The 25,061-nt window shown below is 38.8% G+C and carries 23 protein-coding genes; 17 read left to right on the top strand and 6 right to left on the bottom strand.

The features are described from left to right. The 10 genes from ACK1JC_RS10420 to ACK1JC_RS10375 all read left to right on the top strand — a co-directional run bounded on the left by ACK1JC_RS10420 (position 1) and on the right by ACK1JC_RS10375 (position 10,406). A complete protein-coding gene (locus ACK1JC_RS10420; RefSeq protein WP_409511802.1) occupies positions 1 to 414 on the top strand; it encodes a hypothetical protein in 414 nt (137 codons plus the stop codon). A gap of 1,933 nt (positions 415 to 2,347) precedes the next feature. Next, positions 2,348 to 4,027 carry a hypothetical protein gene (locus ACK1JC_RS10415; RefSeq protein WP_409511853.1) on the top strand — a complete coding sequence of 560 codons (1,680 nt, stop codon included), beginning with the start codon at positions 2,348 to 2,350 and terminating at the stop codon, positions 4,025 to 4,027. Between the two features lie 53 nt (positions 4,028 to 4,080). Then, complete coding sequence (locus ACK1JC_RS10410; RefSeq protein WP_409511801.1) at positions 4,081 to 5,307, top strand: hypothetical protein; 1,227 nt, start codon at positions 4,081 to 4,083, stop codon at positions 5,305 to 5,307. Then, positions 5,297 to 5,653: a carboxypeptidase regulatory-like domain-containing protein gene (locus ACK1JC_RS10405; protein WP_409511800.1), complete on the top strand. Its 357-nt coding sequence runs from the start codon at positions 5,297 to 5,299 to the stop codon at positions 5,651 to 5,653. Before ACK1JC_RS10410 ends, ACK1JC_RS10405 begins: the two co-directional genes overlap by 11 nt. Continuing rightward, positions 5,650 to 6,051: a hypothetical protein gene (locus ACK1JC_RS10400; protein ID WP_409511799.1), complete on the top strand. Its 402-nt coding sequence runs from the start codon at positions 5,650 to 5,652 to the stop codon at positions 6,049 to 6,051. Before ACK1JC_RS10405 ends, ACK1JC_RS10400 begins: the two co-directional genes overlap by 4 nt. Before the next feature lie 17 nt (positions 6,052 to 6,068). Further along, on the top strand, positions 6,069 to 8,078 hold the full coding sequence (locus tag ACK1JC_RS10395) for a hypothetical protein (RefSeq protein ID WP_409511798.1): 2,010 nt from the start codon (positions 6,069 to 6,071) through the stop codon (positions 8,076 to 8,078). Further along, complete coding sequence (locus tag ACK1JC_RS10390) at positions 8,071 to 8,301, top strand: hypothetical protein (RefSeq protein ID WP_409511797.1); 231 nt, start codon at positions 8,071 to 8,073, stop codon at positions 8,299 to 8,301. The genes ACK1JC_RS10395 and ACK1JC_RS10390 overlap by 8 nt, the downstream gene beginning before the upstream one ends. Before the next feature lie 61 nt (positions 8,302 to 8,362). After that, entirely contained in the window at positions 8,363 to 8,677 is a 315-nt protein-coding gene (locus ACK1JC_RS10385) for a hypothetical protein (protein ID WP_409510512.1), read from the top strand. Positions 8,678 to 8,922: 245 nt separating this feature from the next. Further along, positions 8,923 to 9,474: a lysozyme gene (locus ACK1JC_RS10380; protein WP_409511852.1), complete on the top strand. Its 552-nt coding sequence runs from the start codon at positions 8,923 to 8,925 to the stop codon at positions 9,472 to 9,474. Positions 9,475 to 9,554: 80 nt separating this feature from the next. Next, complete coding sequence (locus ACK1JC_RS10375) at positions 9,555 to 10,406, top strand: hypothetical protein (RefSeq protein ID WP_409511796.1); 852 nt, start codon at positions 9,555 to 9,557, stop codon at positions 10,404 to 10,406. 197 nt (positions 10,407 to 10,603) lie between these two features. Here the strand turns inward: ACK1JC_RS10375 and ACK1JC_RS10370 are convergent, their stop codons facing one another. The 3 genes from ACK1JC_RS10370 to alaS form a co-directional block, all read right to left on the bottom strand. Beyond that, positions 10,604 to 11,158: a hypothetical protein gene (locus ACK1JC_RS10370; protein WP_409511795.1), complete on the bottom strand. Its 555-nt coding sequence runs from the start codon at positions 11,156 to 11,158 to the stop codon at positions 10,604 to 10,606. A 146-nt stretch (positions 11,159 to 11,304) separates the two neighbouring features. After that, positions 11,305 to 12,513, bottom strand: coding sequence for a tyrosine-type recombinase/integrase (locus ACK1JC_RS10365; RefSeq protein ID WP_409511794.1), 1,209 nt, complete (start codon positions 12,511 to 12,513; stop codon positions 11,305 to 11,307). Positions 12,514 to 12,805: 292 nt separating this feature from the next. Beyond that, a complete protein-coding gene (alaS, locus tag ACK1JC_RS10360) occupies positions 12,806 to 15,499 on the bottom strand; it encodes an alanine--tRNA ligase (protein ID WP_409511793.1) in 2,694 nt (897 codons plus the stop codon). A gap of 356 nt (positions 15,500 to 15,855) precedes the next feature. Between alaS and ACK1JC_RS10355 the strand changes: the two genes are divergently transcribed. The 3 genes from ACK1JC_RS10355 to ACK1JC_RS10345 all read left to right on the top strand — a co-directional run bounded on the left by ACK1JC_RS10355 (position 15,856) and on the right by ACK1JC_RS10345 (position 17,940). After that, positions 15,856 to 16,191, top strand: coding sequence for a hypothetical protein (locus ACK1JC_RS10355; protein WP_409511851.1), 336 nt, complete (start codon positions 15,856 to 15,858; stop codon positions 16,189 to 16,191). 332 nt (positions 16,192 to 16,523) lie between these two features. Then, positions 16,524 to 17,552 carry a type I glyceraldehyde-3-phosphate dehydrogenase gene (locus ACK1JC_RS10350; RefSeq protein WP_409511792.1) on the top strand — a complete coding sequence of 343 codons (1,029 nt, stop codon included), beginning with the start codon at positions 16,524 to 16,526 and terminating at the stop codon, positions 17,550 to 17,552. 58 nt (positions 17,553 to 17,610) lie between these two features. Next, positions 17,611 to 17,940, top strand: coding sequence for a hypothetical protein (locus ACK1JC_RS10345; RefSeq protein ID WP_409511791.1), 330 nt, complete (start codon positions 17,611 to 17,613; stop codon positions 17,938 to 17,940). A 146-nt stretch (positions 17,941 to 18,086) separates the two neighbouring features. Here the strand turns inward: ACK1JC_RS10345 and ACK1JC_RS10340 are convergent, their stop codons facing one another. Then, positions 18,087 to 18,602 (bottom strand): hypothetical protein, encoded by a 516-nt coding sequence (locus ACK1JC_RS10340; protein ID WP_409511790.1) that lies wholly within the window; start codon positions 18,600 to 18,602, stop codon positions 18,087 to 18,089. A 386-nt stretch (positions 18,603 to 18,988) separates the two neighbouring features. On the opposite strand from ACK1JC_RS10340, the gene ACK1JC_RS10335 reads away from it, so the two are divergent. The 4 genes from ACK1JC_RS10335 (at position 18,989) to ACK1JC_RS10320 (ending at position 22,949) form a co-directional block, all read left to right on the top strand. Continuing rightward, on the top strand, positions 18,989 to 20,155 hold the full coding sequence (locus ACK1JC_RS10335) for an ATP phosphoribosyltransferase regulatory subunit (RefSeq protein ID WP_409511789.1): 1,167 nt from the start codon (positions 18,989 to 18,991) through the stop codon (positions 20,153 to 20,155). A gap of 72 nt (positions 20,156 to 20,227) precedes the next feature. Next, positions 20,228 to 21,547, top strand: a complete 1,320-nt coding sequence (locus ACK1JC_RS10330; RefSeq protein WP_409511788.1) for an adenylosuccinate synthase — start codon at positions 20,228 to 20,230, stop codon at positions 21,545 to 21,547. Between the two features lie 197 nt (positions 21,548 to 21,744). After that, the gene (locus ACK1JC_RS10325) at positions 21,745 to 22,050 is read left to right on the top strand and encodes a hypothetical protein (protein ID WP_409511787.1); all 306 of its coding nucleotides are present in this window, start codon (positions 21,745 to 21,747) and stop codon (positions 22,048 to 22,050) included. Between the two features lie 119 nt (positions 22,051 to 22,169). Continuing rightward, positions 22,170 to 22,949, top strand: coding sequence for a M48 family metallopeptidase (locus ACK1JC_RS10320; RefSeq protein ID WP_409511786.1), 780 nt, complete (start codon positions 22,170 to 22,172; stop codon positions 22,947 to 22,949). 111 nt (positions 22,950 to 23,060) lie between these two features. Here the strand turns inward: ACK1JC_RS10320 and ACK1JC_RS10315 are convergent, their stop codons facing one another. Together ACK1JC_RS10315 and crp are read right to left on the bottom strand one after the other, a co-directional pair. Beyond that, a complete protein-coding gene (locus ACK1JC_RS10315) occupies positions 23,061 to 24,110 on the bottom strand; it encodes an NADP(H)-dependent aldo-keto reductase (RefSeq protein ID WP_409511785.1) in 1,050 nt (349 codons plus the stop codon). 163 nt (positions 24,111 to 24,273) lie between these two features. After that, positions 24,274 to 24,978: a cAMP-activated global transcriptional regulator CRP gene (gene crp / locus ACK1JC_RS10310; protein ID WP_409511784.1), complete on the bottom strand. Its 705-nt coding sequence runs from the start codon at positions 24,976 to 24,978 to the stop codon at positions 24,274 to 24,276. Positions 24,979 to 25,061: the final 83 nt, after the last annotated feature.

Raw genomic sequence — 25,061 nt, 5'->3', positions numbered from 1 at the left:
ATGAAGTTAATACGCATAAGCACATCAGAAGCCGTCTCATTGTCAGACGGCTTTTTATGGTCTGATGAATTTGATTGGCAGCCAATTGAGCAGTCTCAGGAACGAGCTGTAGATGGCACTTTGATTATTCAAGAAGGAAAGAAGAAATCAGGGCGACTAATCACACTCACGGCTGATAAAAACATGGCGTGGGTAAAGCGCCATATAGTTTCAAAGCTAAAAGATTGGTCGGTACTACAAGAGCAATTCACTTTGCAGTTTGAGTATTTTCACGACAAGCGAACTTTTAATGTTGCTTTTAATCATCAAGAGAAAGCAATTGAAGCTCGCCCTGTACTTGATCACCCATCTGTTTCCGAAGATGAAGAATATAACGTGACATTACGATTTTTGGAGTTAAGTGATGCCGATTGAAACCAAAGACCTCGTGATTTACGAGTCAGAACGCTTAACTGATAACGACGATGGCGGGGGTAAATACAACGGCAAAGTGATTGTTGATGGTCGGAGTAACAACCTATTTGATGATATTTCTGAATTAGATCGTACGATGGGAAGTGTTTCATTACGCAAGATTTTTCCCGCCGTGACGACTGCTGATACCGATAAATTAATGGGCGCCACGGTATTTGTATCTGAATTACCGAAAGATCCGAATGTATCTGCACTTTTGTTCAGTACAAAAAATTGGACTGATCAGCGTAAATCGGCACAGAACCGAATTGAAAACTACTTAGCAAAAGGCTCTCAAGTTGCAGGCACACCACTTGATACACATTGGCTTGGAATGAAAACACTACAAGTGGCCATGTTTCCATCTGAACAGGAGATGTCACCCGGTGCCACAATTGTACTGATATCAAACGAAGGTAAAGCTTTGATGCATGAGCAATATGCACGCATTTTAAAAGTAGAATCGCGAATTGCAAAAATGATTATTGATCAGAAGGAAGTTGAGTACAAAGCCGTAACGTATACGCTGTCTGATGCACTTGAAATTGACTATGTCGGCTTAACTGCAAAACAGTGGTACAACGGTGAAAAATCAATAACCATTTTACGTGATACCTTGGTTGCAGACACAGGCAAGTACTTTAGCTCAACTGCGATTACTGAAGATATTCAAATTGGATCTACTGTGGCTCAGGCCAAAAGTATGTTTGCACAGTTGGTACCATCGGCTCAAACTGAAACGCCGTTGATTAACCTTAATGTTTCGGGTACCTCGACAGCATTGATGGGTGCAAGTCAAAATCCGATTTCACGACAAATTACAGCAGTCATTGGATCCAATACAAATACGTTTATTGGCTCTCCAATTTTACCAGGTAGTTTGAGTTTTCAACTTGATGCTAATGCTGTAACTGACAAAGCGGGAGAGTTAAAAACCTCTGCAGGTATCTCAGTAGGCACGATTGAGTATGATAAAGGACTGATAAAGTGGAATGCAGGTGCAGGCACTGGCAGTAAAACCATTACTTTTAATTTTACTCCTGCATCTGCTCGAAATCGTGTTTCAAATACGGATTTCATTGAGGTTACAAAAGAAAGTCAAAGCCTGAACTATGTACGCACACTTGATACAGCACCGGCACGCGGTAGTCTAGCAATCAACTATACGGCTCAAAAAAAGACGTATACATTGCGTGATGATGGCACGGGAGGGATTAGCGGTGGTATCAACGGTATTGGCGTTGGAACTGTTGATTATATCAATGGTACGGTTGCAATTACTTTCAGTGCATTGCCCGATGTGGGTACTGATATCATTTTCTATTGGGCCGATGATGTTGCTTATAGCGACATTACTGCACGTCAGGTTAATAAGCTTAGCCTTGAATATTCGATTGCCAAGCCGGTAGACACAACAGGTGTATTAAAGTGGGCGATTGGAGCTGATAACTACACAGCTAATGTGGCGCTTGATGGCACAATTTCAGGTCATGCAACAGGTCAAGTCATTGATCAGAAGGTCATCTTAAAGCCAAACCTATTAATTCCTGTTTCAACACAAATCAATTTCGAATATACGGCTTTCACCTCCGCATCTATAGCCACAGGTAACAAGCCTGGACTGTTGGCAGGTGAGGGAATTGAAATATCGGGTAAGACATATCAGATGTATCAATTCACGCTTGATTCGGTAAAGCAAAATGCCATGAAGTTCAGTGCGGTATTGAGTTCCAGTGAAAGCTACCTCGCTACTGCCAATGCAACTATAGAGGCGATTCTCAGTAATGAGTTTTATTACAAAGATATAAGCGGTGAAATATTTCTGACGGATAGCACATACAGCAAAAAACTGCAAAAAGTTGGTACGATTAATTACACAACAAAAGTGGTCAAGATGGCGGCTTGGGCAACAGGTGTGCTTTATCGCCGCACTGTTAAAACAGCAGATGGGTACTATAAGACTCAGACCACAGGTGTTGAGTCAATCAATGTGATATTTGCCAAAGAAAGTGGTTCGCAAGACTTTAAATACAGTGCGCCCGTTGATGCTGTATCAGAAGCGATAACAACGCAATTGAATCGTACATCTGAATACTGTTTGTTTATTGATAAAGATCAGGGAATGGGATTGGCTGAGGAAACAATTTCGCTGAGAATCAATAATCAACGATATTTTGTTTCGGGCGCAAGCGTTTACACATCAATGGATACAAGTACAGGATCGGGTATTGCTTCTGGAATATTTGATTCAAGTGCTGGGCGAATGTCTTTCACAAGCATGATTGCAAATTCAGGAAATCAAGTGCAATGGGAGTCTGTATCGCAAGTGGTTGATTCAATGCCGCAGGCTTTTGTTGTCTTTAAAATCCCAACTGTGCCAATTCGCCCATTATCTTTTCAGCTACTAATCGGTTCACCTGCAGTAATTAACGTAACAGCTGATCAGAATGGAAATATTACTCACAATCAGGTCAAAGGCACTGTAAATTATGAAAATGGCACTGTAAAGCTGTATTTCACCGAGCAGATTCAATCGGTTAATGAGGTTCAATTACAAGCGTATTTTGATAAGTATAGTTGGTTTAGTGAAGCAAACTATTCTTCTGCAGAGGGAGCTGGGTTATATACAGTATTCTTGCCATCTTGGTTCTCTGCAGATGAAATTAAGTATAACGCTGTGAGTTTTTCATATATTCCGCTCGATCCTGAAGTACTCGGCATTTCAGCAACTCGACTACCATCAGACGGGCAGGTACCGATTTTCAGAGTCGGGGATATTGCTGTTATCAGTGCATCCAAAGATTTTTCAATGGTAGACCATGTGGCAGGCAAGACCTATCAATTGCCTGATTCGCGTATTTCTTGGTGTGAATTGATTGATAGCAAAGGCATGAAAGTTCCTTTTGATATGTATGTGGTGGATTATGACTACGGTAAATTTACTTTAAGTGGTGATTTTGCTGTAAATGCACTTACCCCTCCATTTACAGCTCAATATCGCTACCAAGACATGCTTCTGATATCAGATGTGCAAATCAACGGTCAATTAACATTCGCTAAGCAAATTACACATAACTACAGTACAGAAAACACAATTGTGGGTTCAGCGCTTGTCATTGATGACATGCAAGCGCGATATACAAACAAGTTTGTGCAACAGACATGGTCAAGTGTATGGGCTGATGAAGGATCAGGCGGAGGAATTTCAGCAAACTACAATGATGCTATCTATCCGATTGCGATGACCAATCAGGGAGCTATTCAAGAGCGCTTTGCGATTGTGTTTACAAGTGGCACAACATTTAAATGCGTTGGTGAGTATTCGGGTGAGGTTGGGACAGGAAGTACGAGTATTGATTTCTTTCCACTGAATCCAATCACCAATGCGCCATACTTCACAATTAAAAAAGAAGGATGGGGTTCAGGTTGGGCAAATGGTAACGTGATGCGTTTTAATACAATAGCGTCGAATTTTCCGATTTGGGCGATTCGAACAGTCAAACAATCAGAACCAACAGAACTTACAGATCAGTTTCAAATCATGCTACGTGGTGATATTGATCGTGTGGTTTAAAATTTAAATCAAATATGGCCGCTTATTGCGGTCTTTTTAATGGGTATTCGAAAATGGCAATGAAGCAGACGCAAACAAAAATGTTTGAATTCTCAGATGTTGGTCTGGATTTTTGTGCAGGATCAAAAAACCTTTTTCCTGATCGCTTTAAAAAAATGCTTGCGCTTGGTTATAACACTCAAACCGTTTCAAGTGTTGCTGTGACAGGTAAACAGGTGGTTTTAACGTATGGTGTGAACCATGGTTATGTTGCTGACCGTGTTTTAAAGCTTAATGCGCCAAATTTAAACGGTGAGTATGTTATTGATAGTGCGACAAGTAATACTGTGACACTGACAATTGATAATGCTCCATCAACCGTTTTAGGTGGGTTTACTACATTTATTGCACCCCTCGGGTGGCAGTTGGTTTATGAGCAGTCAAATATTCATGTTTATAAATTTAAGCATATTGATGATACTGATCTATATGCGAGATTTTGCTTTCAAACAGAATTAAATCATCGGAATGCTCTTATTTGCGCCATTGGAAGGGGATTTGTTTTATCAACAGGTGTTATTAACGACTCCAACATTGCTGGTAATCTTGGTAGTGTGATGCTGCCAAATAATGCTGATCCGCAATTAAGATGGGATTTCACAGATACTGCAGATAGCACACCTAATAACTATACATACTCTCAAGGAGCATCTGTTTTTGGTCGTGGAATACTTGTTGGAAGTATCTATCATCTCGTAATAATGGTAAATAGCTACAATGCATCTAGTGTTGATGCTAGAGCGGGCGCAAGGTGCTCATTCTCCATTATACCAACGCACTGTTTTGATTATGAAAACCTAAATTATCCAGTGGTAATTGGGGATAATCAGGGGGTAACATCAAAAACCAAACCATCAACACAGTCTGGAAGTGGTTTTTTGGCCTACTTAGGGAAGTATCGTGTCGCTATAAATATTACTAAAACAACTGGTAGCACACCAGGAGAGTTGCTTTACCCCCAGTCAGATGACTCATTATTGCCCTCAAACATTGATGCATTTGGTGCAACAGCCTCAAGACCAATCCAGCTTTTTGATTATTCGACAAAACAGTTCATTGGGTTTGTCTTTGGTGGGTTACAAACTTTATCAATAGGACCGCTAAATATTCCGGATTTACCCGGCGTGAGCACAAGCCCTATTTCCACCAAGGATGTTGATCTTGGCTCTAATGTCTGTGTGCACGGTCTTGGCCGTCTATGGGTTGCTGTGCCTGTGGAGGAGATAAAAATTGAAAATTAAACTTTTTAGAACCTTTTTCGGTGGATATGTGCCGGATTATGACAAATTAGAAGAAATGAAGTATGTGATATTAAAGATACCGCGCTCGATAATCACGGTCTTAAATGTTAATCAGGGTTTTGGTCAAATCAAAGGCACAACACTAAAGAAAAATGCCATTTTCCCGAATGTTGAAGTCTGTGTATTTAAGCGAACCAATAAACAACTTTTATGGACCACCACTTCAAAATCTGATGGTTCATATGCATTTCGGAATATTGCTGTAGGTCTTGAGTGCTTCATCACAGCATTCGATCCACAGCGCAACTATAACGCGGTTATTGCAGATGGAGTGAAAGCCAAATGAGCACAGTGATTCCATCTTTAGATGCAGGGCTTGCGCAACTAAAGGCACTTGCAGATTTCATAGATCAAGGTAGCAACAATGCTACCTTTGCTTTTTATAGTGGTGCAAAACCTGCAAATACAAGTACAGCAGCAGATGAAACTAAGCGCTTAGTCACAATGACATTACCCAAGCCATCTTTTAAAAAGCTAAATCCTGACAACATCGAGCTTCAACAAACTGATGCAGCTGTTGTTTTAAAAGATGACACCGCAGTCTGGGTAAGACTCTACAGTGGATCTGGTTCGGCAATTGCGGATTTTGTTGTTGGTGACCATATCGCATTAAATAATCCAGTGCTAGTTGCTGGATCAACACTCATGCTGAATTCAGTCATATTGAGACCAGTGATTCAATAACTTAAAAGGGTGTAGATGTGTCTAACTATACGCCAGCAGACTCACATTTTGTAAATCTGAACTTTAAAGATGAGCTTCAAGTTGTCGATGCTCATAATGTTGTACTGAATTTCGGTATCGATGAAATACATACAGCAACTCTTGATGCTGTTATTCACACAGTATTTTTTGCTGAATTAATTGCGGAAAGCTTCAGCTTAAATACACTTGATGCAAATATTCAGACTGGATTTATTACTAAGATATATGCGGTTCAGGGTCAATTATCAAAACTGAACAGCACACTTAGTACAGGCTTTACAGCAGAAATAATAGCTGTACGCATTGATCAGTTTTGTACGCTCGAAGCAACTGTGAGTACGTCATTCAAACCCGATCTGACAGCGCGATTTGATATTAATCATAATTTGGGGGTTTTTTACTTACTAACGGATCAATATCAATTAGCACAGCAAATCACGATGCAAAATGCATTTAAATTTTCAAAACCAATTCTGAATGCACTAGACAGTGCTTTTTTTTACGACAAAGGATTAGTTTTATCAGTAGCAAGTAATCTTAAGTTTGAAAAAGCCAACGCGCTTAATCAATCGATTCAGAAGGTTTATGAGCAAGCAAGTGGACTTGGAATAGGATCTAATTTTGTATGGCAGGATAATGAAAGGATCAGAATTGAGCGATCTTTGATTTTGGAAGAATCTAAAAAGCTAAATATTCAGAGGCAATTTGATTGGGTTGAGTTAGTCAAAAAGCGAAAGCAGTTTACTTACTCGTATGACGTTGCTCAACACTTCGAAAGGACTTATCAATTTGAATGGGATCGAGGTCTTGAATTAATCACTACAAGTCATTTGACTTGGGATGTAGCAAAGCCTATTCACTATCGCAAACACCCAATTCAACCATGGCCAAAGCCTGAAATTCCTGAATATTTTGGAAACAAAGATTTAGAGTTCAATTGTTTATGTGCAGAAGTTGATGCACACAATGTCATCCTGAATTTTGGAGTTGATAACTGCATACCAGGCGTAGCAAATAAAAAATGGTGGTATATCGTGAACAATGTATCGGTTGTAAATACACGAACAGGTGAAGAAATTAAGGTTTACAACGGCTCATACAATACAGATCGAAGTCGATGGTGTTGGTCCTATAGCTTGACTGTTGCCGAACCTGAAATAAGTAAACTAGAAATTGGTGATGTGCTTCAAATCAGCGTGAATGGAAATACTCACTTAATGTTCTATGAAGAACACTCTAAATCTCGCCAATTTGCAGATACAAAATACACGCTCACAGGTCGAAGTCAGTCTGCGTTGCTTGAATCGAAGTACGCGCCTGTACGCTCTTATTTGCAAGAAAATGAACGAACTTCTGTGCAACTTGTGCAAGCTGAACTTGATCGAGTGAATAGTGGAACACTCTTAGACTGGCAACTGCTCGATGAGCTTGGTTGGATTGTTGAGACAGAAAGTTTGAGTTATACGAACCTCGCACCAATCGATGTAATTAAAATGATAGCTGAAGCAGGTGGCGGGTTTATTTATAGTGAAAAAAATAGCAATACGATCTCAATTCGTCCACTTTATAAAAAGACGTATTGGGATACTATGCAGTTTGACGATTATGACAAAATACTGCCTGAAAGCCTTGTATTACAGCACTCTGAAAGTTTTGATGATTTATCAAGCTACAATTCAATTACGCTAACAAACTCTCGAAATGGCAATGTTGGACAAGTGAAAAGGCGAGATACTGCAGGGGATATTCTACTTGAGCCTGTAAGCAATACTCTATTCACTGCTGTCAGTATGGGGGGCTTTGGTAAAGCTCAGTTAGCAAAATCAGGTCGTGTTGAATCACATGATTTCACTTTGCCTATTGAGTCTACATTGGGAGAGTTTACACCGGGAGAAACAGTAGCATTTAATACCGAATGGTGGGGTGTTGTTGATTCAGTGAGTGTTTCATTTACTTATGCTGAAGTTAAACAGCAGATCAAAGTGGAGCGCACAGTGAATGAGTAATGCACTAAAAAGGCTTATGGCTTTAATGCCTAAAACCCCTGAATTTGTTGGAACCATTACTTCTGTGAATCATCCGAATTATAAAGTATTGGTTTCTGATAATTCAGGCTTGGTGATGTGCACGAGTCAGGTTATTTACAAAATAGGAGATAAGGTCTTTATCTCCAATAATGAAATCAAAAGGTCTGCACCGTTGGGTACTGTGGTTCAGATAGAAGTCTAAACTTAATTGATATATATGCACCGAAAGGTGTTTTTTTATTGCCAAAAATAAGGGGGCGTATGTGAATGAGCCAAGTGCATCACTGTGGAAAAAGTTAAATGAGGTCGCTGATAAACTGCAAAAAGTATCTGAGCAGTTGGTGGAAACAAACGCAATTAATAAAGGGTATCACCAGGCACTTGATCAGCAACGGGTGAAAGTGGAGGCACTGGAACAGCAGAATCACAAAGCGCAAGGTGCAATTGCCATGCTGAAGTGGGGGCTTGGCATTGTGTTGGGTGTAGCAATATCGGGTGGTACATGGACCATTAGTTCAATTAATCAACTTAAGCAAGATATGGCAATTATTCAAAGTCATAGAGAGGACAGTAAATGAAATTAATCAATGAAAGTGCATTCAAGCACTTATCCGTAAAGCTCCCAATGTTGGGGGCTTTTTTATTGCTTGTGCTTATTCCCGCATTGCAATGGGCTTTAGATTTTGAATTAGTACCGAAAGAGTATGAGCCAATTATTATTGGTACGGTACTGCCAATTTTAGCCTTAATCGGTCGCAAAATTTATCAGCCACAACTACATCAGATCCAAAGCTTCGCAGCCGTTCCGAATACAGATGACAACTTGACGAATCTTTTTAGTAATTTTCGGAAATTAGCGGGTGGATCTTTATCGCAAGTGCAAGTTGATCAAATTAATCACTTGGTTGCGGGCTTTCAACAAAAAGCAAAGACAGTCAGTAACTCAGGCATGGTTTTAATCTGTGGTTTTGAAGGCTTAAAACTCAAAGCGTATGACGATGGTGTTGGTGTATGGACCATCGGTTTTGGTACCACAATTTATCCCAACGGCATCAAGGTTAAAAAAGGGGATACTTGCACTGAAGCACAAGCCAAAGCGTATATGGCACATGATTTAAAGAAATTTGAATCTGCTGTGAATAGTGCTGTGACTGTTTCGATCAATCAAAATCAGTTTGATGCACTTGTATCGCTTGCTTATAACATCGGTAAAGGAGCTTTTGAGAAATCTACATTGCTCAAAATATTGAATGAATCAGATTATAAGGGTGCATCTGCTCAATTTAATGTATGGAATAAAGGTGGTGGCAAGGTAATGCAGGGTCTTGTGAATCGTCGTGCTGAAGAGCGAAAGTTGTTTGAGAAAGCCCTTTAGAGGGCTATTTCGCATAAGGTGTATTATGTTAATTTTAGAAAAACTGATTAATTATCAATTAAAAATATAGAGAGACATTTATGAATTCATATCTTGGTTCAGGAGCTGGTTTTCCTGCTGGAACTCTTGTAAATACTGATAAGGGTTTAATCAAAATTCATGAAATTAAACTAGGTGATATGGTTTTATCTCGTCCTGAATGGGGTGGGAAAAATGCGCCGACTGAATATAAACGAGTAACGAGAGCTTTTTGTTCAGGGGAGGATTTAATATATCGGTTACTGTATGTTGATCATGATGTAGAATACAGTGATGGTGAAAGACTTAAAGTGAAGACATTATTCGTTTCTGAAAATCATCCTATATGGGTTGAAAGTAGGAAAGAGTGGGTTCCAGTATGCAACATTGATGACTATGAAAGTACTCTTTCTTCTTTCGATTCAAAAAAAGAATTTTCAGTCGTATCTGTTTATCCGGTCCTTAAAGTGGAGAAACACTTAATTCAAATTAATAAAAATGCATTATTTGATTTAAGTAAAGTTGGGTTCTGTTCTCGTAATGAAATGTGGCCAGATTTAGATATGGTAATTGTGGACTCAGCTACAGGCTTAAAAGTGGGTAGTTATGATATCGATAGTTCATATGATGCCAGACATGATTATAATACCTTATCAATAGAGGAAACTGAGTATCTATGGAATTTCCGGGGAGGAGTTGCAACACTAAGTACTCAGGTATTTAATTTGGAAGTTGAAGAATATCATACCTATTTTGTGGGCGAGGATGGTATTTGGGTTCACAATAATAATGAATGTTCTGGACATGAGGCTGTACCTGGTAAGTATGATAATTCTCAAACTAAATTAACACTGACTGAGAAAGATGATTTGGTTTTACAGTGGGCAAAATCTGGTTCTGTCGCATTAAGGTGAACTTGGGCTACTATTAAAATTTATAAATATAATATACAAATACTTAAATAACTTCCTCCATTTAACATAATGCACTTATGCGAAATCAAGAATTTGACCCTGTGGTATTAATATTTATAATTTTTATAATTTCAAAACCTAGATATTAATCTAGGCTTTTTTAGTCCGTGTAACGCCAATTATGTTAAATGGAAGAATTAAATCCATCCGCCTGTAATGAAATCTCCTGAATCATATCCAACAGAATACCCAATCTTGCTCTCTGGATAAGCGGTTTTATAATGATTGATTGACGCTTGTGCTAGCTTAAGTGCATAAGCTAAGAACAAAGGATATTCAGCATAATTATCTAGTTCAGTTTCATCTGCTAATTCTTCAATAGATCGTAAAATTTTAGAGCTAAAAGCTCCTTGCTCAGGGTAATATGTTTTGGCTTCAGACATCCAATCTAGATTATCTTCTTCTGCAATATATTGATCTGATACTGCAAAATATAGATAACCATTATCAGAAAGACCAAACCAAAACCCTTGCTCAATAAAGGGAGAAGTTTCTTTTTTTAAAGTGTCAATTATATGGGCTGTTAAACTTTTAACTTCAGTTGTGTAATCTAATTCTTTGAATAGATCCCAACTTTTGTTTGGCTGCATTTCATAGCAATGATTAATGATCCTAGTCATGAAATTATCAATATCTGGATCATTTTTATGAAGATCAATTTCTTTAAAGATTTTTACAAAGTCAAATGACATAAATAGCCTACATTTCCTAAGATTTTAATAAGTAAGATACTTTTAGATTTTCTAAAATTAACATAATACACCTTGTGCGAAATACTTGAACTTTATCTATAAGCATCAATATTTTATATGAAACCATGATAGGGTTCAGCGCACTATCATGGTTTCTTTGTAAGGCATGTCAGCTTATCAAGCCACTTTGTATATGCTTCAGTCTGCTGCGGTATGTACTCATAATAATCATATGTGCCTTGTTCACCAGGCATTACATGACCGATCATCAATTCTGCAACATCTCGTGAAGTGAATGCACTAAAATTTGTCCTAGCTGTTCTTCGAAGGTCGTGTAGAGTCCAATGCTTCATATGATAATCGTGATGTCTGCGTAATCTTTCCATAACATTCGCTGGCAGGGCAATAGAGGCTCCATTACCCATAGGTGTATCAGCATTATCATTTGTCAGAAAGTATTCACTATTATTGTGTTCCATTGCTTCAATAATTAAATCCTCCATTTCGGGGAGAATCGGACGAATTATTTCACGCCCAGTCTTTTTACCAACTTTATTGTTTTCAACAGGAACAATCCAAACTTTCTTTTTAAGGTCAAAATCTTGCTTCTTGGCTTTTCGTAGCTCTCCATTTCGACAGCCGAACATTAAACAAAGTTTTAAAAATATTTTATTTTTTGGCAATATTTTTGATTCATCAATGGCCATCAAAACCATTGTTATCTCTTCATCATCTAATATTCGAGTAACTCTATTCTTTTCAATTCCTAAATCCTCTTTGGCGTAAATATCAGACAAAGCATTAACTATAAGTAACTCTCGCTTCTTAGCCCACTTCAAAACTTGTTTAGCATTGGTGAGTATACGCTCAGCAATAGAGGGTTTTTCTTCTGCTAATTCTTCTAATACGGCAAGCCATTGCTGTAGGGTGATCCGATCAATTGGTAAATCACCAATTTTAGGAAAAACATGCAATTCAAATGAAGTTCTTATATCTGCAGCAGATGATTTCTTTTTTACACAATAGCTTTCATACCAATCATCAAAGACCTCTTTTAATGTAAAGGCATTAATATATTTTTGTTGCTGTACTCTAATTTCTATTTTGGGGTTTTGTCCTTTATCTAGCAGTGAACGCATTTCATTGGCTTTGATTCTGGCATCTTTTAGCGATAGGTGAGGGTATGTACCTAAATCTAATCTCTCAGCCTTTCCTGCAAACCGGTAACGTAATTGAAAAACAATTTTGCCCTTAGGTGAAATACGAACACTCATAGAGTCCCGATCTGCAACCTCTTCAGTTTTATCTCGGACTTTACCATTATTATTTTTTAGCCACGCATCAGTGAGAGACATATAGTACCTGTGTACATAATTTTAAAGATCAAACAAAAGCCACGGATATGTACACAAGTGTGTACAAAATCAACGTGGCTTATTGTGTCTTAATATGTCTTGGTGTGTCTATATTAAAAGCAGTTAAAGTTAAGATAATAAAGGATTATATGGCTAATCATGTCTTAACTTGTCGTAGAGTGTCACAATAGCACCAATCCTTTTGAACGATTAATGCCATAGTTGTTCCATAAGAGCTTTGACCCTGATGTCATCATCGAGGGTCAGTTACACAAAAGGTAAAGGTGAAGTATTATTTTGCTTCAAGCCAAGCTGACAGATCAGCCATCACAGGAGCAAACTTCTCGTTAAGTGGCGCGCCACCTTGTGCTAGATCAGGTTTACCACCACCTTTACCACCAAGCTCAGAGGCTAAGTGTTTGATGATGTCACCTGCTTTTAGAGTCGCTGTAAAGTCTTTTGCAACTGATGCGATTAAGCTGACTTTGTCATCTTCCACACCTGCAAGGACAATGACAGCATTGTCTAATTTTGATTTTACACCGTCATGTAGATTACGAAGTGACTTCGCATCCATGTTTTGTACGGTTGTAATTAATGTTGTACGTCCTGCAATTTGTTGAACTTGGTTCAATAATTCAGCTGCTTGGAAGCTCGCCAATTTTTGATTGAGTTGCTCAATTTGTTTTTGCAAGCTTGATGCAGTTGCAGATAAAGCTTCAACTTTCTCTACAGTTTGATCTTTTTGTGCTTTCAATAGTTCATTGATACTATGAATATCACGATCAGCTTTTTGTACAGTTTCAATCGCTTTCGTACCTGTCACAGCTTCAATACGACGTACACCCGCAGCTACGCCACCTTCAGATGTAATTTTGAATAGACCAATATCACCAGTACGTTTTACGTGAATACCACCACAAAGCTCGATTGAGAAGTTTTTCTCGTCTTGTGTTGTACCCATAGACAGTACACGAACTTCATCGCCATACTTTTCACCGAACAACATCATTGCACCTTTTGCTTTCGCGGCATCGATGTCTAAAATTTCAGTTGAAACTGCTGTATTGGCAATAACTTCACGGTTAACAATACGTTCAATTTCTTGCAATTGTTCAAATGACACAGGTTGGTCATTGGCAAAGTCGAAACGTAAAATTTCTGAAGCAACCAAAGAACCTTTTTGCTGAACATGTTCACCAAGCACTTGACGTAGTGCTGCATGCAATAAATGTGTTGCAGAGTGGTTACGTGCAGTTGCAGCTCGAAGATCAGCTTTAACAATTGCTTCAACAGATTGAGTTGCTTTTAGGCTACCAACAGTTACGATCCCTTGGTGCACAAAAGCACCACCAGATTTTTTGGTATCTTGAACTTCAAAAATACCCGTATCATTTTTAAATAGACCTGTGTCACCGACTTGACCACCGCTTTCTGCATAGAAAGGGGTTTGGTTCAGTACAATAAGCGCTTCGTCACCTTCAACTACTTCATCAACTTGCTCACCATCTTTGTAAATGGCAATAATTTGACCTTGACCTTGAGTTGCATCATAGCCATCAAATTGAGTTTCGCCTTCAACTTTAACAATGGCGTTATAGTCGACTGCGAATTTACCCGCATCACGTGCACGTTGACGTTGAGCTGCCATTTCAACTTCAAAGCCAGCTTCATCGATCGTTAAATCACGTTCACGAGCAATATCGGCAGTTAAATCAGCAGGGAAGCCGTAAGTGTCGTAAAGTTTAAAAACAACTTCACCTGGAATCACTTTTTCTTTTAGATTTGCCAATTCACCTTCAAGCAATTTCAAACCTTGTTCTAAAGTTTTTGCAAATTGTTCTTCTTCTTTCAGTAATTGTGCTTCGATACGTACTTTTTGTGCTTCAAGTTCAGGATAAGCTTGACCCATTACAGCAATTAAAGGCTGTAACATTTTATGGAAGAATGAGCCTGTAGCGCCGAGTTTATTGCCGTGACGTACTGCACGACGAATAATACGACGCAACACATAACCACGACCTTCATTTGAAGGATTCACGCCATCTGCAATTAAGAAACAGCAAGAACGCGCATGATCGGCTACGACTTTTAGAGATGCAGGATATTGTACAGGTGTGTTTTTCTCAGTAGCTTCAGCTTCAAGTGCAGTCGTATCTAAACCAATGATTTCTGCTGCTGATTTCAATAAGTCTTGGAATAGATCGATTTCATAGTTTGAATTTACATGTTGTAAAACTGCAGAAATACGCTCCAAGCCCATACCTGTATCAACCGATGGTGCAGGAAGTGCGTGAAGTACGCCGTCTGCTGTACGGTTGAATTGCATGAAGACGTTGTTCCAGATTTCAATGAAACGATCGCCATCTTCTTCAGGTGTGCCTGGTAAGCCACCCCAAATATGATCGCCATGGTCAAAGAAAATTTCAGAACAAGGACCACAAGGACCTGTATCACCCATTGCCCAGAAGTTATCTGAAGCGTATTGACCGCCTTTATTATCACCAATACGAATTATACGGTCGGCATCTAGCCCAATTTCTTTGTTCCAAATATCAAAGGCTTCGTCATCGGTATGGTAAACAGTGGCATATAGTTTATCTTTAGGAAGTGCTAACCATTGTTCGCCAGTGAGGAAATCCCAAGCAAATTTGATCGCATCACGCTTGAAATAATCACCAAATGAAAAGTTACCCAACATTTCAAAGAATGTATGGTGACGTGCTGTGTAACCGACATTGTCTAAGTCGTTATGTTTTCCGCCTGCACGAACACATTTTTGTGAACTTGTTGCACGAACATAGTCACGCTTTTCAAGACCTAAGAAACAGTCTTTAAACTGATTCATACCGGCATTGGTGAAAAGCAGAGTAGGGTCATTGGCAGGTACTAGTGAACTTGACGCGACACGTGTATGTCCTTGCGATTCAAAGTAGCGCAAAAATGCTTCACGTATTTCAGCAGTTGTCATAAAACGAGTACTCACAACCAAGTCACTCCTTAATTTTTCATATTGGCTAAAAATGCACAGGGCAAGTCTGATTTGTATGCTTATTCTGTACACGGGCTTAATTTTTTAAAACGCCAAAGTATAACGGAAAAACACAGTTGTACCAATGATTTTCAAGTGAATCGCAGGTTTTTCTCTGTAAAAGCGAAGGGGGGAAATTTAGAGGGTATCACTTTATAAAAAATTAGATTTATGGGGAATATACAGTGTGTCATTAACGTTCATAAAGTACGGTCGTGTGCTTTTTATTGCTTTTTTACACGTTCTTTACATGTTTTAAGGGGGGAACCATGTAAGGCTTTATTTTCTTTTATGTTGATGCCCTGTAAACCATAACGGATTCTGTACTTGTAGAGCCTATTGGATTAGATCGTGCAGGTACCATGCTTGCTAAAATGATGTTAATTGATATGCATGGTGCGTTTTCGGGTCAGGTTTTATCAAATATTAATATTAAAGGTTTAGCTTCCGAAAGTTATGCGAACATAGTACTCAATCGTAATCAGGCTGTCGGTGAAGTTAATTACGCTATTTTAAATGCGAATGATGGTTCTGTAGCGTATGGTCATCCATTTGGTGTAACTGGAGAGCGTGTCATTAGTCGAAGATTGTACGAGCTTCAACAACAGCATATGCCACTGGTGGTACTGGCGTGGCAATGGTTTTAGAGGTAGATCAAATTTTTTAATTGAATTTAAATTTGTGAATGAAAATATAACTAAGAATGAATGCTTCTATTTTAATTTTATTCCTTATCTTTATGTGAAATAGAGTTTTGGATGGTGATGAGTTTTAATTTTTGGCTATGCTGAGAAGTCATTTTGTCAGCATTAAAAAGAGACTGTTTCTAATATCGATAGTGTTGTCATTATTGAATATGGAGCAGTTCTAATTGAAATGCTGAATTATTTATTTGATTGATGTGTAAATTATCACAGTAATTTGTTCAAATCCTATAACATATAGCCTTGAACGGCTTGTGCTGTAAAAGGGAACTCAGATGCAACGTGTGGCAATTAATGGTTTTGGGCGAATCGGACGGAATGTCCTGCGTGCGTGGTTTGAAAATCCAAAACCGTTCCATTTTGAAATTGTTGCAATAAATGATGTTGCAGATGTAGAAACTTTAGTTCACTTGTTTAAATATGACACCACGCATGGACGTTTTGATGGTGTCGTTAATATTTTACAAGAAGGTGAAGATATCTTTTTATGTATTGATGCCCGTCAGTGCAAATTGAAAGTTCAAGTTTTACAGCAAGCTGATCCTGAACAACTACCATGGCAAATGCTCAATATTGACTTGGTTCTAGAATGTAGTGGTTTATTTCGCTCACGTGCTGCGGCAACGCGCCATATTACTGCGGGTGCAAAGCGGGTCATTATTGGGGCTGCACCTTTTGATACTGTAGATGCAGCGATTGTGTATGGTGTGAATCACCATGATGTGAAGCCAACGGATCAGATTATTTCAGGCGTTTCTTGTACTACACAGGCTTTAGTGCCATTGGTTAAAATTATTGATGATGCCTTTGGTATAGATACAGCTATGATGACGGAGATTCATGCAGTTACGGCAGATCAGTGCGTACTTGATCACGCACACCGTGATTTACGTCGAGCGCGTGCAGCAGGGCATAACATTATTCCAACAACGTCATCGGCTTTGGGGGCTTTAAAGCAAGTCATGCCAAAGATGGAGGATCGCATCGATGGTTATTCAATTCGTGTGCCGACCATCAATGTTGCAGCAATTGATTTAACCTTTATTGCACAGTCAGCTATTAGTACTCAAGCCATTAATGACAAAATGATTGCAGCAGCCCAATATGACTATGCTGAAATAATGTCGGTGACCAATGAATATTTGGTGTCGAGCGATTTTAATCATTCACCTTATTCGTTGGTGGTCGATTTGACCCAAACAATGGTGGTAGGTCGTCAAGCAAAAGTTTATGCTTGGTATGACAATGAATGGGGTTATGCAAATCGGTTACTTGATTTGTCAGAATCCTTTTATTTTTCATAAAAATAATAGATCGAAAGCTTAAGTTGAAAGCATTAAAATTTTTAAGGGGGATGAGTAGATGAATTCAATCTTACTGGGGATGTTGTTACTGTATTTAGCAATTGCGTTATTGGTTTGGCAACTGACGAAAATTAAAAAAGACTTCATTGCATCACAAATAGAAGTGAGTGATTTAAAAAATAGGGTCAAAGCACAAGAAGATCATCTCAAAGCGACTTTGAATATTATGCAAGATTTGGCAAAAAAAATGCAGGTTCAACAAGAAGCAATGGATGTGAACATAGCACGCTTAACTCAAGTGGAAATTCAGAATGCTGAACTTGTTGGTGTTTTGACACGATCTATTCAACATGCGGTTGATGTTAAAAATGGTGTGAGTGATAAATAAAACTATATCAAATGAAGCTCGGTTTTATCTGATTGGAATTAAAATCAATGATATAAAAATGTCTACAGGCATAAATGAAAGCATTGGATTAATTTCAAATGAAATAGAAAGTATAGGTCAATGACTATACTTTCTATTTTAATAGATTAGCCTTCTTCTCGGTTTAGAAAGCCTTCTTTAATTTTTTCTGGCATTTCAGCATGCCACCATGCATAGATAGAGGTCTTGATTTCTTCATCTTCATCAGGATCATTAAAAGGTTCATCATCTTCACGAACTAACTCGTCATCTTCAAATTTGAACCAAAACTCCCAAGGATCATCATCACCGCAGCCCCATGCTTGAGCATGTATCTCGGGTACAAGTGCTTTTAAAAAAAGTAGAATGGCTTCAATAAACTCATCACCTGCTGAACCGTGAACAAAATGAGCAACAGAATAGCCTGCAGTCGAGTGTATGGATTCAGGTCCTAAATCAAAGTCGATCTGATCAACAATATCGGTGATATCTTCAGCAAGTGCTTGCCCATCCTCAGGGTTGAGTTCAACGGCAAATGAGATAAATTTTTCTCGATCCCCTCTGTGTTCTTTAAATAAACGGTCTAGCTTGACCATTATATTGATATCGGCATGTTTATAGTAAACATTGCTATGTAGTTCCATGAATTTCCCCAATACTATTCATTTGTATTTTGTTGATTGTTTGACAGTGTGCTTTACTTTTACTTCGTTGGTTACTTTTGTTTCATGAGGATGATGTTTTATCCTGTGTGGATGGAAGAAGTATATTTATAATTGAGTTACTGACCAATTCATTATCTCTGTTATTTGTGGTTTTTTAAGTTTAAAAATGAATAACATGAGCGATGCAATGGCAATACTTATGTACTCATGTGAACGATGTCGTTTTCAATATAAGCAGAAAGCGTGTTTTTATAAAAAAGTCTAATGCACAGCTTTAACTATCGTGCTAAAATAAGAGAAATCGGGTGCGTTCCCGATTTTTTTATGCGGATTCGTTCCGCGCAGACAGGATTTAGGTCTACAACATGCCCATTTCAGAGACATGGTTATTACCTGATGGTGTAGCTGATGTATTACCAGAGCAGGCGCAAATTATTGAAAATTTGCGTCGTAAAGCATTAGATTTCCTTGCGACTCGAGGTTATCAATTGGTGTATACGCCGTTCATTGAATACATCGAATCTCTTTCTTCTCTTTCAGAATCGAATCAAGATTTAGACTTAGCCACTTTTAAAGTAATCGATCAACTTTCAGGTCGTTTATTGGGTGTGCGTGCCGATATGACACCACAAGTGGCACGTATTGATGCACATGTACATCAAGTACAAGGTGTTGCTCGTTACTGCTATGCAGGAACAGTACTTCATACTAAACCACAAGGCTTTAATACCACACGTGCGCCATTACAATTGGGTGCAGAGTTATTTGGTTCAGACAGTTTAGATGCCGATGTTGAAATGATTGATGTCATGCTGAATCTGATTAAAACAGCAGGTTTAGTTGATGGTGTCCATCTTGATTTAGGGCATGTTGGTTTATTCCGTAGTTTGGTTAAGCATGCAGGTTTAACAAAAGTAACAGAGAACCATCTTTCTGATTTATATCAACGTAAAGCTTTGCCTGAGTTGGCTGAGTTTACGCAAAATCTAAATTTTGGTGCAGATTTTTATGTGTTGGGTCGCTATGCAAGTGACTTAGATGCATTACAAGCCAATTTAAGTGCTGAACTTTTTGAAGGTGCTGCATTTAAAAATGCATTTGATGTTTTGGTTGCGACCAAAGCCGAAATTCAAGCACGTTGGCCTGAGTTACATATTGGTATCGATGTGGTTGAGCTGCGTTCATATCATTATCATACGGGTTTAATGTATGCCGTTTATGCACCAAACCGTGCAGAACCACTCGCAAAAGGTGGGCGTTATGACGGTATTGGTGAACACTTTGGACGTGCGCGTCCTGCAACAGGTTTCTCGTGTGATTTGTATGTTCTAAGTTCAGGACAACATCAACACATTGAGCAAGTGGTTGCGCCCAAAGGTACAGATAAAGCAATGCTTGAAGCGATTGCCTCTGTACGCCAACAGGGTTTAAGTGTAATTCAATTGTTAGGTAATGATGATTTAAGCTCTGTACCGAATGCAACACATCAGTTGGTGTTTGTTGCTGGTGAGTGGAAAGTCGAACAAATTTAATCGTTAGGCATCAATAGTCATGTCATTGATGCCTGATTTTCAATTTTAACAGCATGATGTAATGAGGCTATTATGGGCAAAAGTGTTGTGGTACTCGGTACTCAATGGGGCGACGAAGGTAAAGGTAAAATCGTTGACCTGCTCACAGATCAAGCAACTGCGGTTGTACGTTATCAAGGCGGACACAATGCAGGTCATACCCTCGTAGTGGGTGGGAAGAAGACAGTTCTTCACCTTATTCCATCTGGTATTTTGCGTGAAAATGTACTGTGCTTAATTGGTAATGGTGTTGTACTTTCACCTGCAGCATTGATCGAAGAAATGGATATTCTTGAGAAAGAAGGCGTACCTGTAAAAGAGCGTCTACGTATTTCTCCAAACTGCCCATTAATTCTTCCAAACCATATCGCACTTGATCAAGCACGTGAGAAAAAACGTGGTAATGCGAAAATTGGTACAACAGGTCGTGGTATTGGCCCTGCTTACGAAGACAAAGTTGCGCGCCGTGCAATTCGTGTTGCTGACTTAGTTCGTGGTGGTGCTCATCTTAAAGCTCAACTTGAAGAGCTTCTTGAATACCATAACTTCCAATTGACTCAATTCTACGGTGTAGAAGCGGTTCAGCTTGAAGAAGTACTTGCACTGTGTGATCAATGGCGTGAAGTGGTTGCACCATTAGTAATTGATGTAACAACAGAATTGCATAACTACCGTAAAAACGGTGAAAACATCATGTTTGAAGGTGCACAAGGTTCACTCCTTGATGTTGACCATGGTACATATCCGTATGTAACATCTTCAAACACGACTGCGGGTGGCGTAAGCTCAGGTTCTGGTCTTGGTCCATTGCACCTTGACTATGTATTGGGTATTACTAAAGCGTACACAACACGTGTAGGTGCAGGTCCATTCCCAACTGAACTTGTTTATGATGCTGCAAATGATGTCGGTGATGCGATCGGTAAACATCTTGGAACAAAAGGTTCTGAGTTTGGTGCTTCTACGGGTCGTCAACGTCGTTGCGGTTGGTTTGATGCTGAAATTTTACGTCGTTCTGTAGATGTAAACTCGCTTTCAGGTATTTGCTTAACTAAACTTGATGTTCTTGATGGTTTGGAAGAAGTAAAAATCTGTATCGGTTACGAAGCAGCAGATTCAGGTTGTGTCGGTTCTTCTGATGCGCTTGCATTTGAAACTTTAAAACCAATCTACGAAACTATGCCAGGTTGGTCTGAGTCTACTTTTGGTGCGAAATCAATGGATCAGTTGCCACAAGCGGCAATTAACTATGTGAAACGCCTTGAGCAGTTAATTGAATGCCCAATCGACATCGTTTCAACTGGTCCTGACCGTGAAGAAACAATTGTGATGCGTCATCCATTCGATGCTTAAGCCATTGATTTGATGAATTGAAGAACCCCGATTGATTCGGGGTTTTTTATGCCAAATCAAAAGCCATCATCAAACGATAAAAAGATCTGATTCAGGACTAAAGTTGCATTTGCTCATTGCTGTAGATTTGTAATATAAGATATAGGATTTTATGCAGATCAATACTGCATCATACAAAGGTGAATTGGGAATGCCAAATGCATAAAAATATTTCAGGAACGATGTTTTACTCTTTATTATTTGCAATGGGTGGTGCACCGACAATTGCCATGATGATGATTACCACGCAGACCAATGATCCTGCCATTATCAATAGTGCATTGATTGGGCTGAGTGTCATTATTGCGTGTATTTTGGTTCCTGTGATCCTCATTCAAAATTCAGTTTTATTTTTTAAACGTAAAGATCCTGTTTGGGAAGAAAAAATTCAGCCACTTTGTCATGTATATTTGGGCTTAAATATTTTGTGTTTGGTCTATTGGTTGTGTATTCAGTTTTTATAAATCAGATTAATTACACAATTAATATGAATAATTAGAAATATATGATTCAAACATGTAACAGGATTTCTTATAATGCGTGGTAATTTAGGATTAAACTTGAGTAATTGGAGACTATTATAATGAAAAATAACTTGATGTTAGGTATGTGTGCTGTAGCAGTAATGGCGCTATCGGGTTGTACGACTATTGCAGAAATGAGCGGGGCTGATTCAGCAACATTGAACTATAATGCAACACAAGGTTTTAATAAAACTGTGACAGATGCGCGTTCAAAAAATGTATTAGATACATCATCTGCAACATATAAAAAAATTAATAATGCGTTTGTTCGCTTAAAACCCTATGCAGATCAGTTAAATCAAACGGGTCAAAAATTTGATTGGCAGTTGGCAGTTCTAAAGTCTGATCAAGTCAATGCTTATGTTGCACCTGGTGGTAAAGTGGTGTTTTATACAGGTATTGTGAATAAATTAAACTTGAGTGAATCTGAGGTGGCTGCTGTAATGGGGCATGAAATGGTTCATGCCTTAGAAGAACACTCGAAACAGAAAGTGGGTGCGCAGGCATTGACTAATCTGGCTGTCGGAATTGGTAAATCTTATGCGGGTAGTCAGCTTGGTGAATTTGGTAATGCTGCAATTGATCTGGGGAGCCAAGTCGGCGTCGGTTTACCATATTCACGTAATTTGGAAAGCCGTGCCGATCAAGGTGGCTTAATGTTGATGGCAAAAGCAGGCTATGATCCTCAAGCTGCAATTACGCTGTGGGAAAAAATGGCGAAGCAAGGTGGTGCACAAGGTTCAGCGTTATTGTCTACTCACCCGACAGATAGCCAACGTATTAATGCAATGAAGAAAAATTTAGCTGCGGCACAAGCGGTTTATAACGCACGTAAATAAGTTATTAATCTTGTTTATTCAAAAGGATGCCACGGCATCCTTTTGTTATTTTTATCATATTAAAATGATCGCATTATGCAAACTTTAAGATGATGCAGGTTTAGATTACTTTTAAGGGGCAGGATTGGGCTGTTGACGGTGAATAGCTTCAATACCTTGTAAAACCTCTTCGGATAAATCGACATCAAAGGCTTGAATATTTTCTTTGAGCTGTTGCATAGTGGTTGCACCAATAATTGTACTCGTAACGAAGAATTGATGGTTAATAAAGGCTAATGCAAGTTGCGTTAGTGATAGACCATGCTTTTCAGCGAGTAAAGCATATTGTTCAGTAGCCCAATCGCTTTGTGGGTTGCTATAACGGGTAAAGCGTGAAAACTTGGTAATACGACCTGCTTTGGGACGCGCGCCGTGACGATATTTTCCTGTTAAATAACCAAATGCAAGGGGGGAATACGCAAGTAGCCCAATGCCTTCATGATGAGCAATTTCAGACATACCAATTTCATAAGTACGGTTGAGCAGGCTATACGGATTTTGCACGCTGACAATTTTTTCTAAGCCCAGTTCTTTTGAAAGTTGAAGGAATTTCATGGTTCCCCATGGCGTTTCATTGGATAAGCCAATATGACGGATCCGTCCTTTTTTAACTTCCGCAGAGAGTGCTTCTAAGGTTTCGACCAAAGGTGTCATATTGTGGTTAAAATGTGCTTGCTCATTATTATAGCCTAGCGTGCCAAAGAAGTTAGTTGGACGTTGTGGCCAATGCAGTTGATAGAGGTCGATATAATCGGTCTGTAAACGTTTGAGAGAGCCATCTAATGCAGATTGAATCTCTGAAGCAATGAAGCGAGTTTGACCATCACGAATATGGCTTCCACCTTGTGAAGGTCCTGCAATTTTAGAAGCAAGAAATAGTTTGTCGCGTTGCCCGTGTTTTGCAATCCAATTCCCAATGATTTGCTCAGTTGAACCTTGCGTTTCAGGCTTAGGAGGGACGGGATACATTTCGGCAGTATCCCAAAAATATAAACCTTGATCTAAAGCATAATTCAGTTGTTCAAAAGCTTCTTGTTGATTGTTTTGTTCACCAAAGGTCATTGTGCCAAGGCAAATTTCAGGGACTTGAATGCCCGATTGTCCTAATGCTTTAAACTTCATTTCTGTTCCATAAATGATGATGCGACTTTAAACAACATAGGGAGTATCAAAATAAAGTTCAAGAGAAAAACCGTGTTCATTACAAGAAGGGGCTGAATGGTTTGAAAAAATTATAAAAAAAAAGCAAATCCGAAGATTTGCTTTTACTGAATACAGAAGAAAATCATTCTTCTTCAGCATCACCTTCGGAGAAAGTTGATTCTTCAAGGGATACATCAAAAATAAGGATGGCTTTACCATCAGTTTCGATCATGCCTTGCTCTTCAAGCGTTTTTAAAACACGGCCAACCATTTCACGTGAACAACCGACAATACGACCAATCTCTTGACGAGTGATACGGATTTGACGGCCATTAGGTAAAATCATTGCTTCAGGTTGAGAAGAAAGATCAATTAAGCAGCGTGCAATACGACCTGAGACATCAATAAATGCAAGGTCAGTCACTTTACGAGTTGTATTTTTTAAACGACGAACAAGCTGAGCAAAAACAGCGTAGCTTAAGTCAGGGTGTTGTGTGCTGATTTCATTGAAATTTTCATAAGAAATTTCTGCAATTTCACACACATCACGGGTTCTTACTTCCGCGGTACGATGTGCATTTTGCTCAAAAAGACCCATTTCACCAAAGAAATCTCCAGGGTTTAAGTAAGCAACAACAATTTCACGATCATCATCTTCACGTAAAATAATTGAAACAGACCCTTTTAGAATCAAATACAAAGATTTTGATTCTGAACCAGCATCAATGATTGTTGAACGCTTAGGAAAGCGATTGATGTGAGCTCGTTTAAGTAATGCTTTGACTGACTCAGGTAGTTGACCAGGTGACAAAGCATCTGTACTAAGTTGTGCAAAATTTGATGACATGCTTAAAAATTCCGAATAGGATAATAACTAGATCTGCTGATCTAAGTTGAACTCGTCACATAGACGCAGAAGAGATGAAATTC

It is taken from the genome of Acinetobacter sp. TY2 (genome assembly GCF_046269225.1).
GTDB lineage: Bacteria > Pseudomonadota > Gammaproteobacteria > Pseudomonadales > Moraxellaceae > Acinetobacter.
The sequence above is the reverse complement of the archived record's forward strand: the minus strand, read 5'-3'. Positions and strand labels throughout refer to the sequence as shown.

Bases quoted from the DNA above. Each gene is read 5' to 3' on its own strand.
- ACK1JC_RS10410 (WP_409511801.1), top strand. From the start codon at position 4,081: ATGGCAATGAAGCAGACGCAAACAAAAATGTTTGAATTCTCAGATGTT.
- ACK1JC_RS10375 (WP_409511796.1), top strand. From the start codon at position 9,555: ATGAATTCATATCTTGGTTCAGGAGCTGGTTTTCCTGCTGGAACTCTT.
- ACK1JC_RS10415 (WP_409511853.1), top strand. From the start codon at position 2,348: ATGGCGGCTTGGGCAACAGGTGTGCTTTATCGCCGCACTGTTAAAACA.
- ACK1JC_RS10345 (WP_409511791.1), top strand. From the start codon at position 17,611: ATGAATTCAATCTTACTGGGGATGTTGTTACTGTATTTAGCAATTGCG.
- ACK1JC_RS10400 (WP_409511799.1), top strand. From the start codon at position 5,650: ATGAGCACAGTGATTCCATCTTTAGATGCAGGGCTTGCGCAACTAAAG.
- ACK1JC_RS10365 (WP_409511794.1), bottom strand. From the start codon at position 12,513: ATGTCTCTCACTGATGCGTGGCTAAAAAATAATAATGGTAAAGTCCGA.
- ACK1JC_RS10315 (WP_409511785.1), bottom strand. From the start codon at position 24,110: ATGAAGTTTAAAGCATTAGGACAATCGGGCATTCAAGTCCCTGAAATT.
- ACK1JC_RS10330 (WP_409511788.1), top strand. From the start codon at position 20,228: ATGGGCAAAAGTGTTGTGGTACTCGGTACTCAATGGGGCGACGAAGGT.
- ACK1JC_RS10420 (WP_409511802.1), top strand. From the start codon at position 1: ATGAAGTTAATACGCATAAGCACATCAGAAGCCGTCTCATTGTCAGAC.
- ACK1JC_RS10335 (WP_409511789.1), top strand. From the start codon at position 18,989: ATGCCCATTTCAGAGACATGGTTATTACCTGATGGTGTAGCTGATGTA.
- ACK1JC_RS10370 (WP_409511795.1), bottom strand. From the start codon at position 11,158: ATGTCATTTGACTTTGTAAAAATCTTTAAAGAAATTGATCTTCATAAA.
- ACK1JC_RS10320 (WP_409511786.1), top strand. From the start codon at position 22,170: ATGAAAAATAACTTGATGTTAGGTATGTGTGCTGTAGCAGTAATGGCG.
- ACK1JC_RS10340 (WP_409511790.1), bottom strand. From the start codon at position 18,602: ATGGAACTACATAGCAATGTTTACTATAAACATGCCGATATCAATATA.
- crp (WP_409511784.1), bottom strand. From the start codon at position 24,978: ATGTCATCAAATTTTGCACAACTTAGTACAGATGCTTTGTCACCTGGT.
- ACK1JC_RS10350 (WP_409511792.1), top strand. From the start codon at position 16,524: ATGCAACGTGTGGCAATTAATGGTTTTGGGCGAATCGGACGGAATGTC.
- ACK1JC_RS10325 (WP_409511787.1), top strand. From the start codon at position 21,745: ATGCATAAAAATATTTCAGGAACGATGTTTTACTCTTTATTATTTGCA.
- ACK1JC_RS10390 (WP_409511797.1), top strand. From the start codon at position 8,071: ATGAGTAATGCACTAAAAAGGCTTATGGCTTTAATGCCTAAAACCCCT.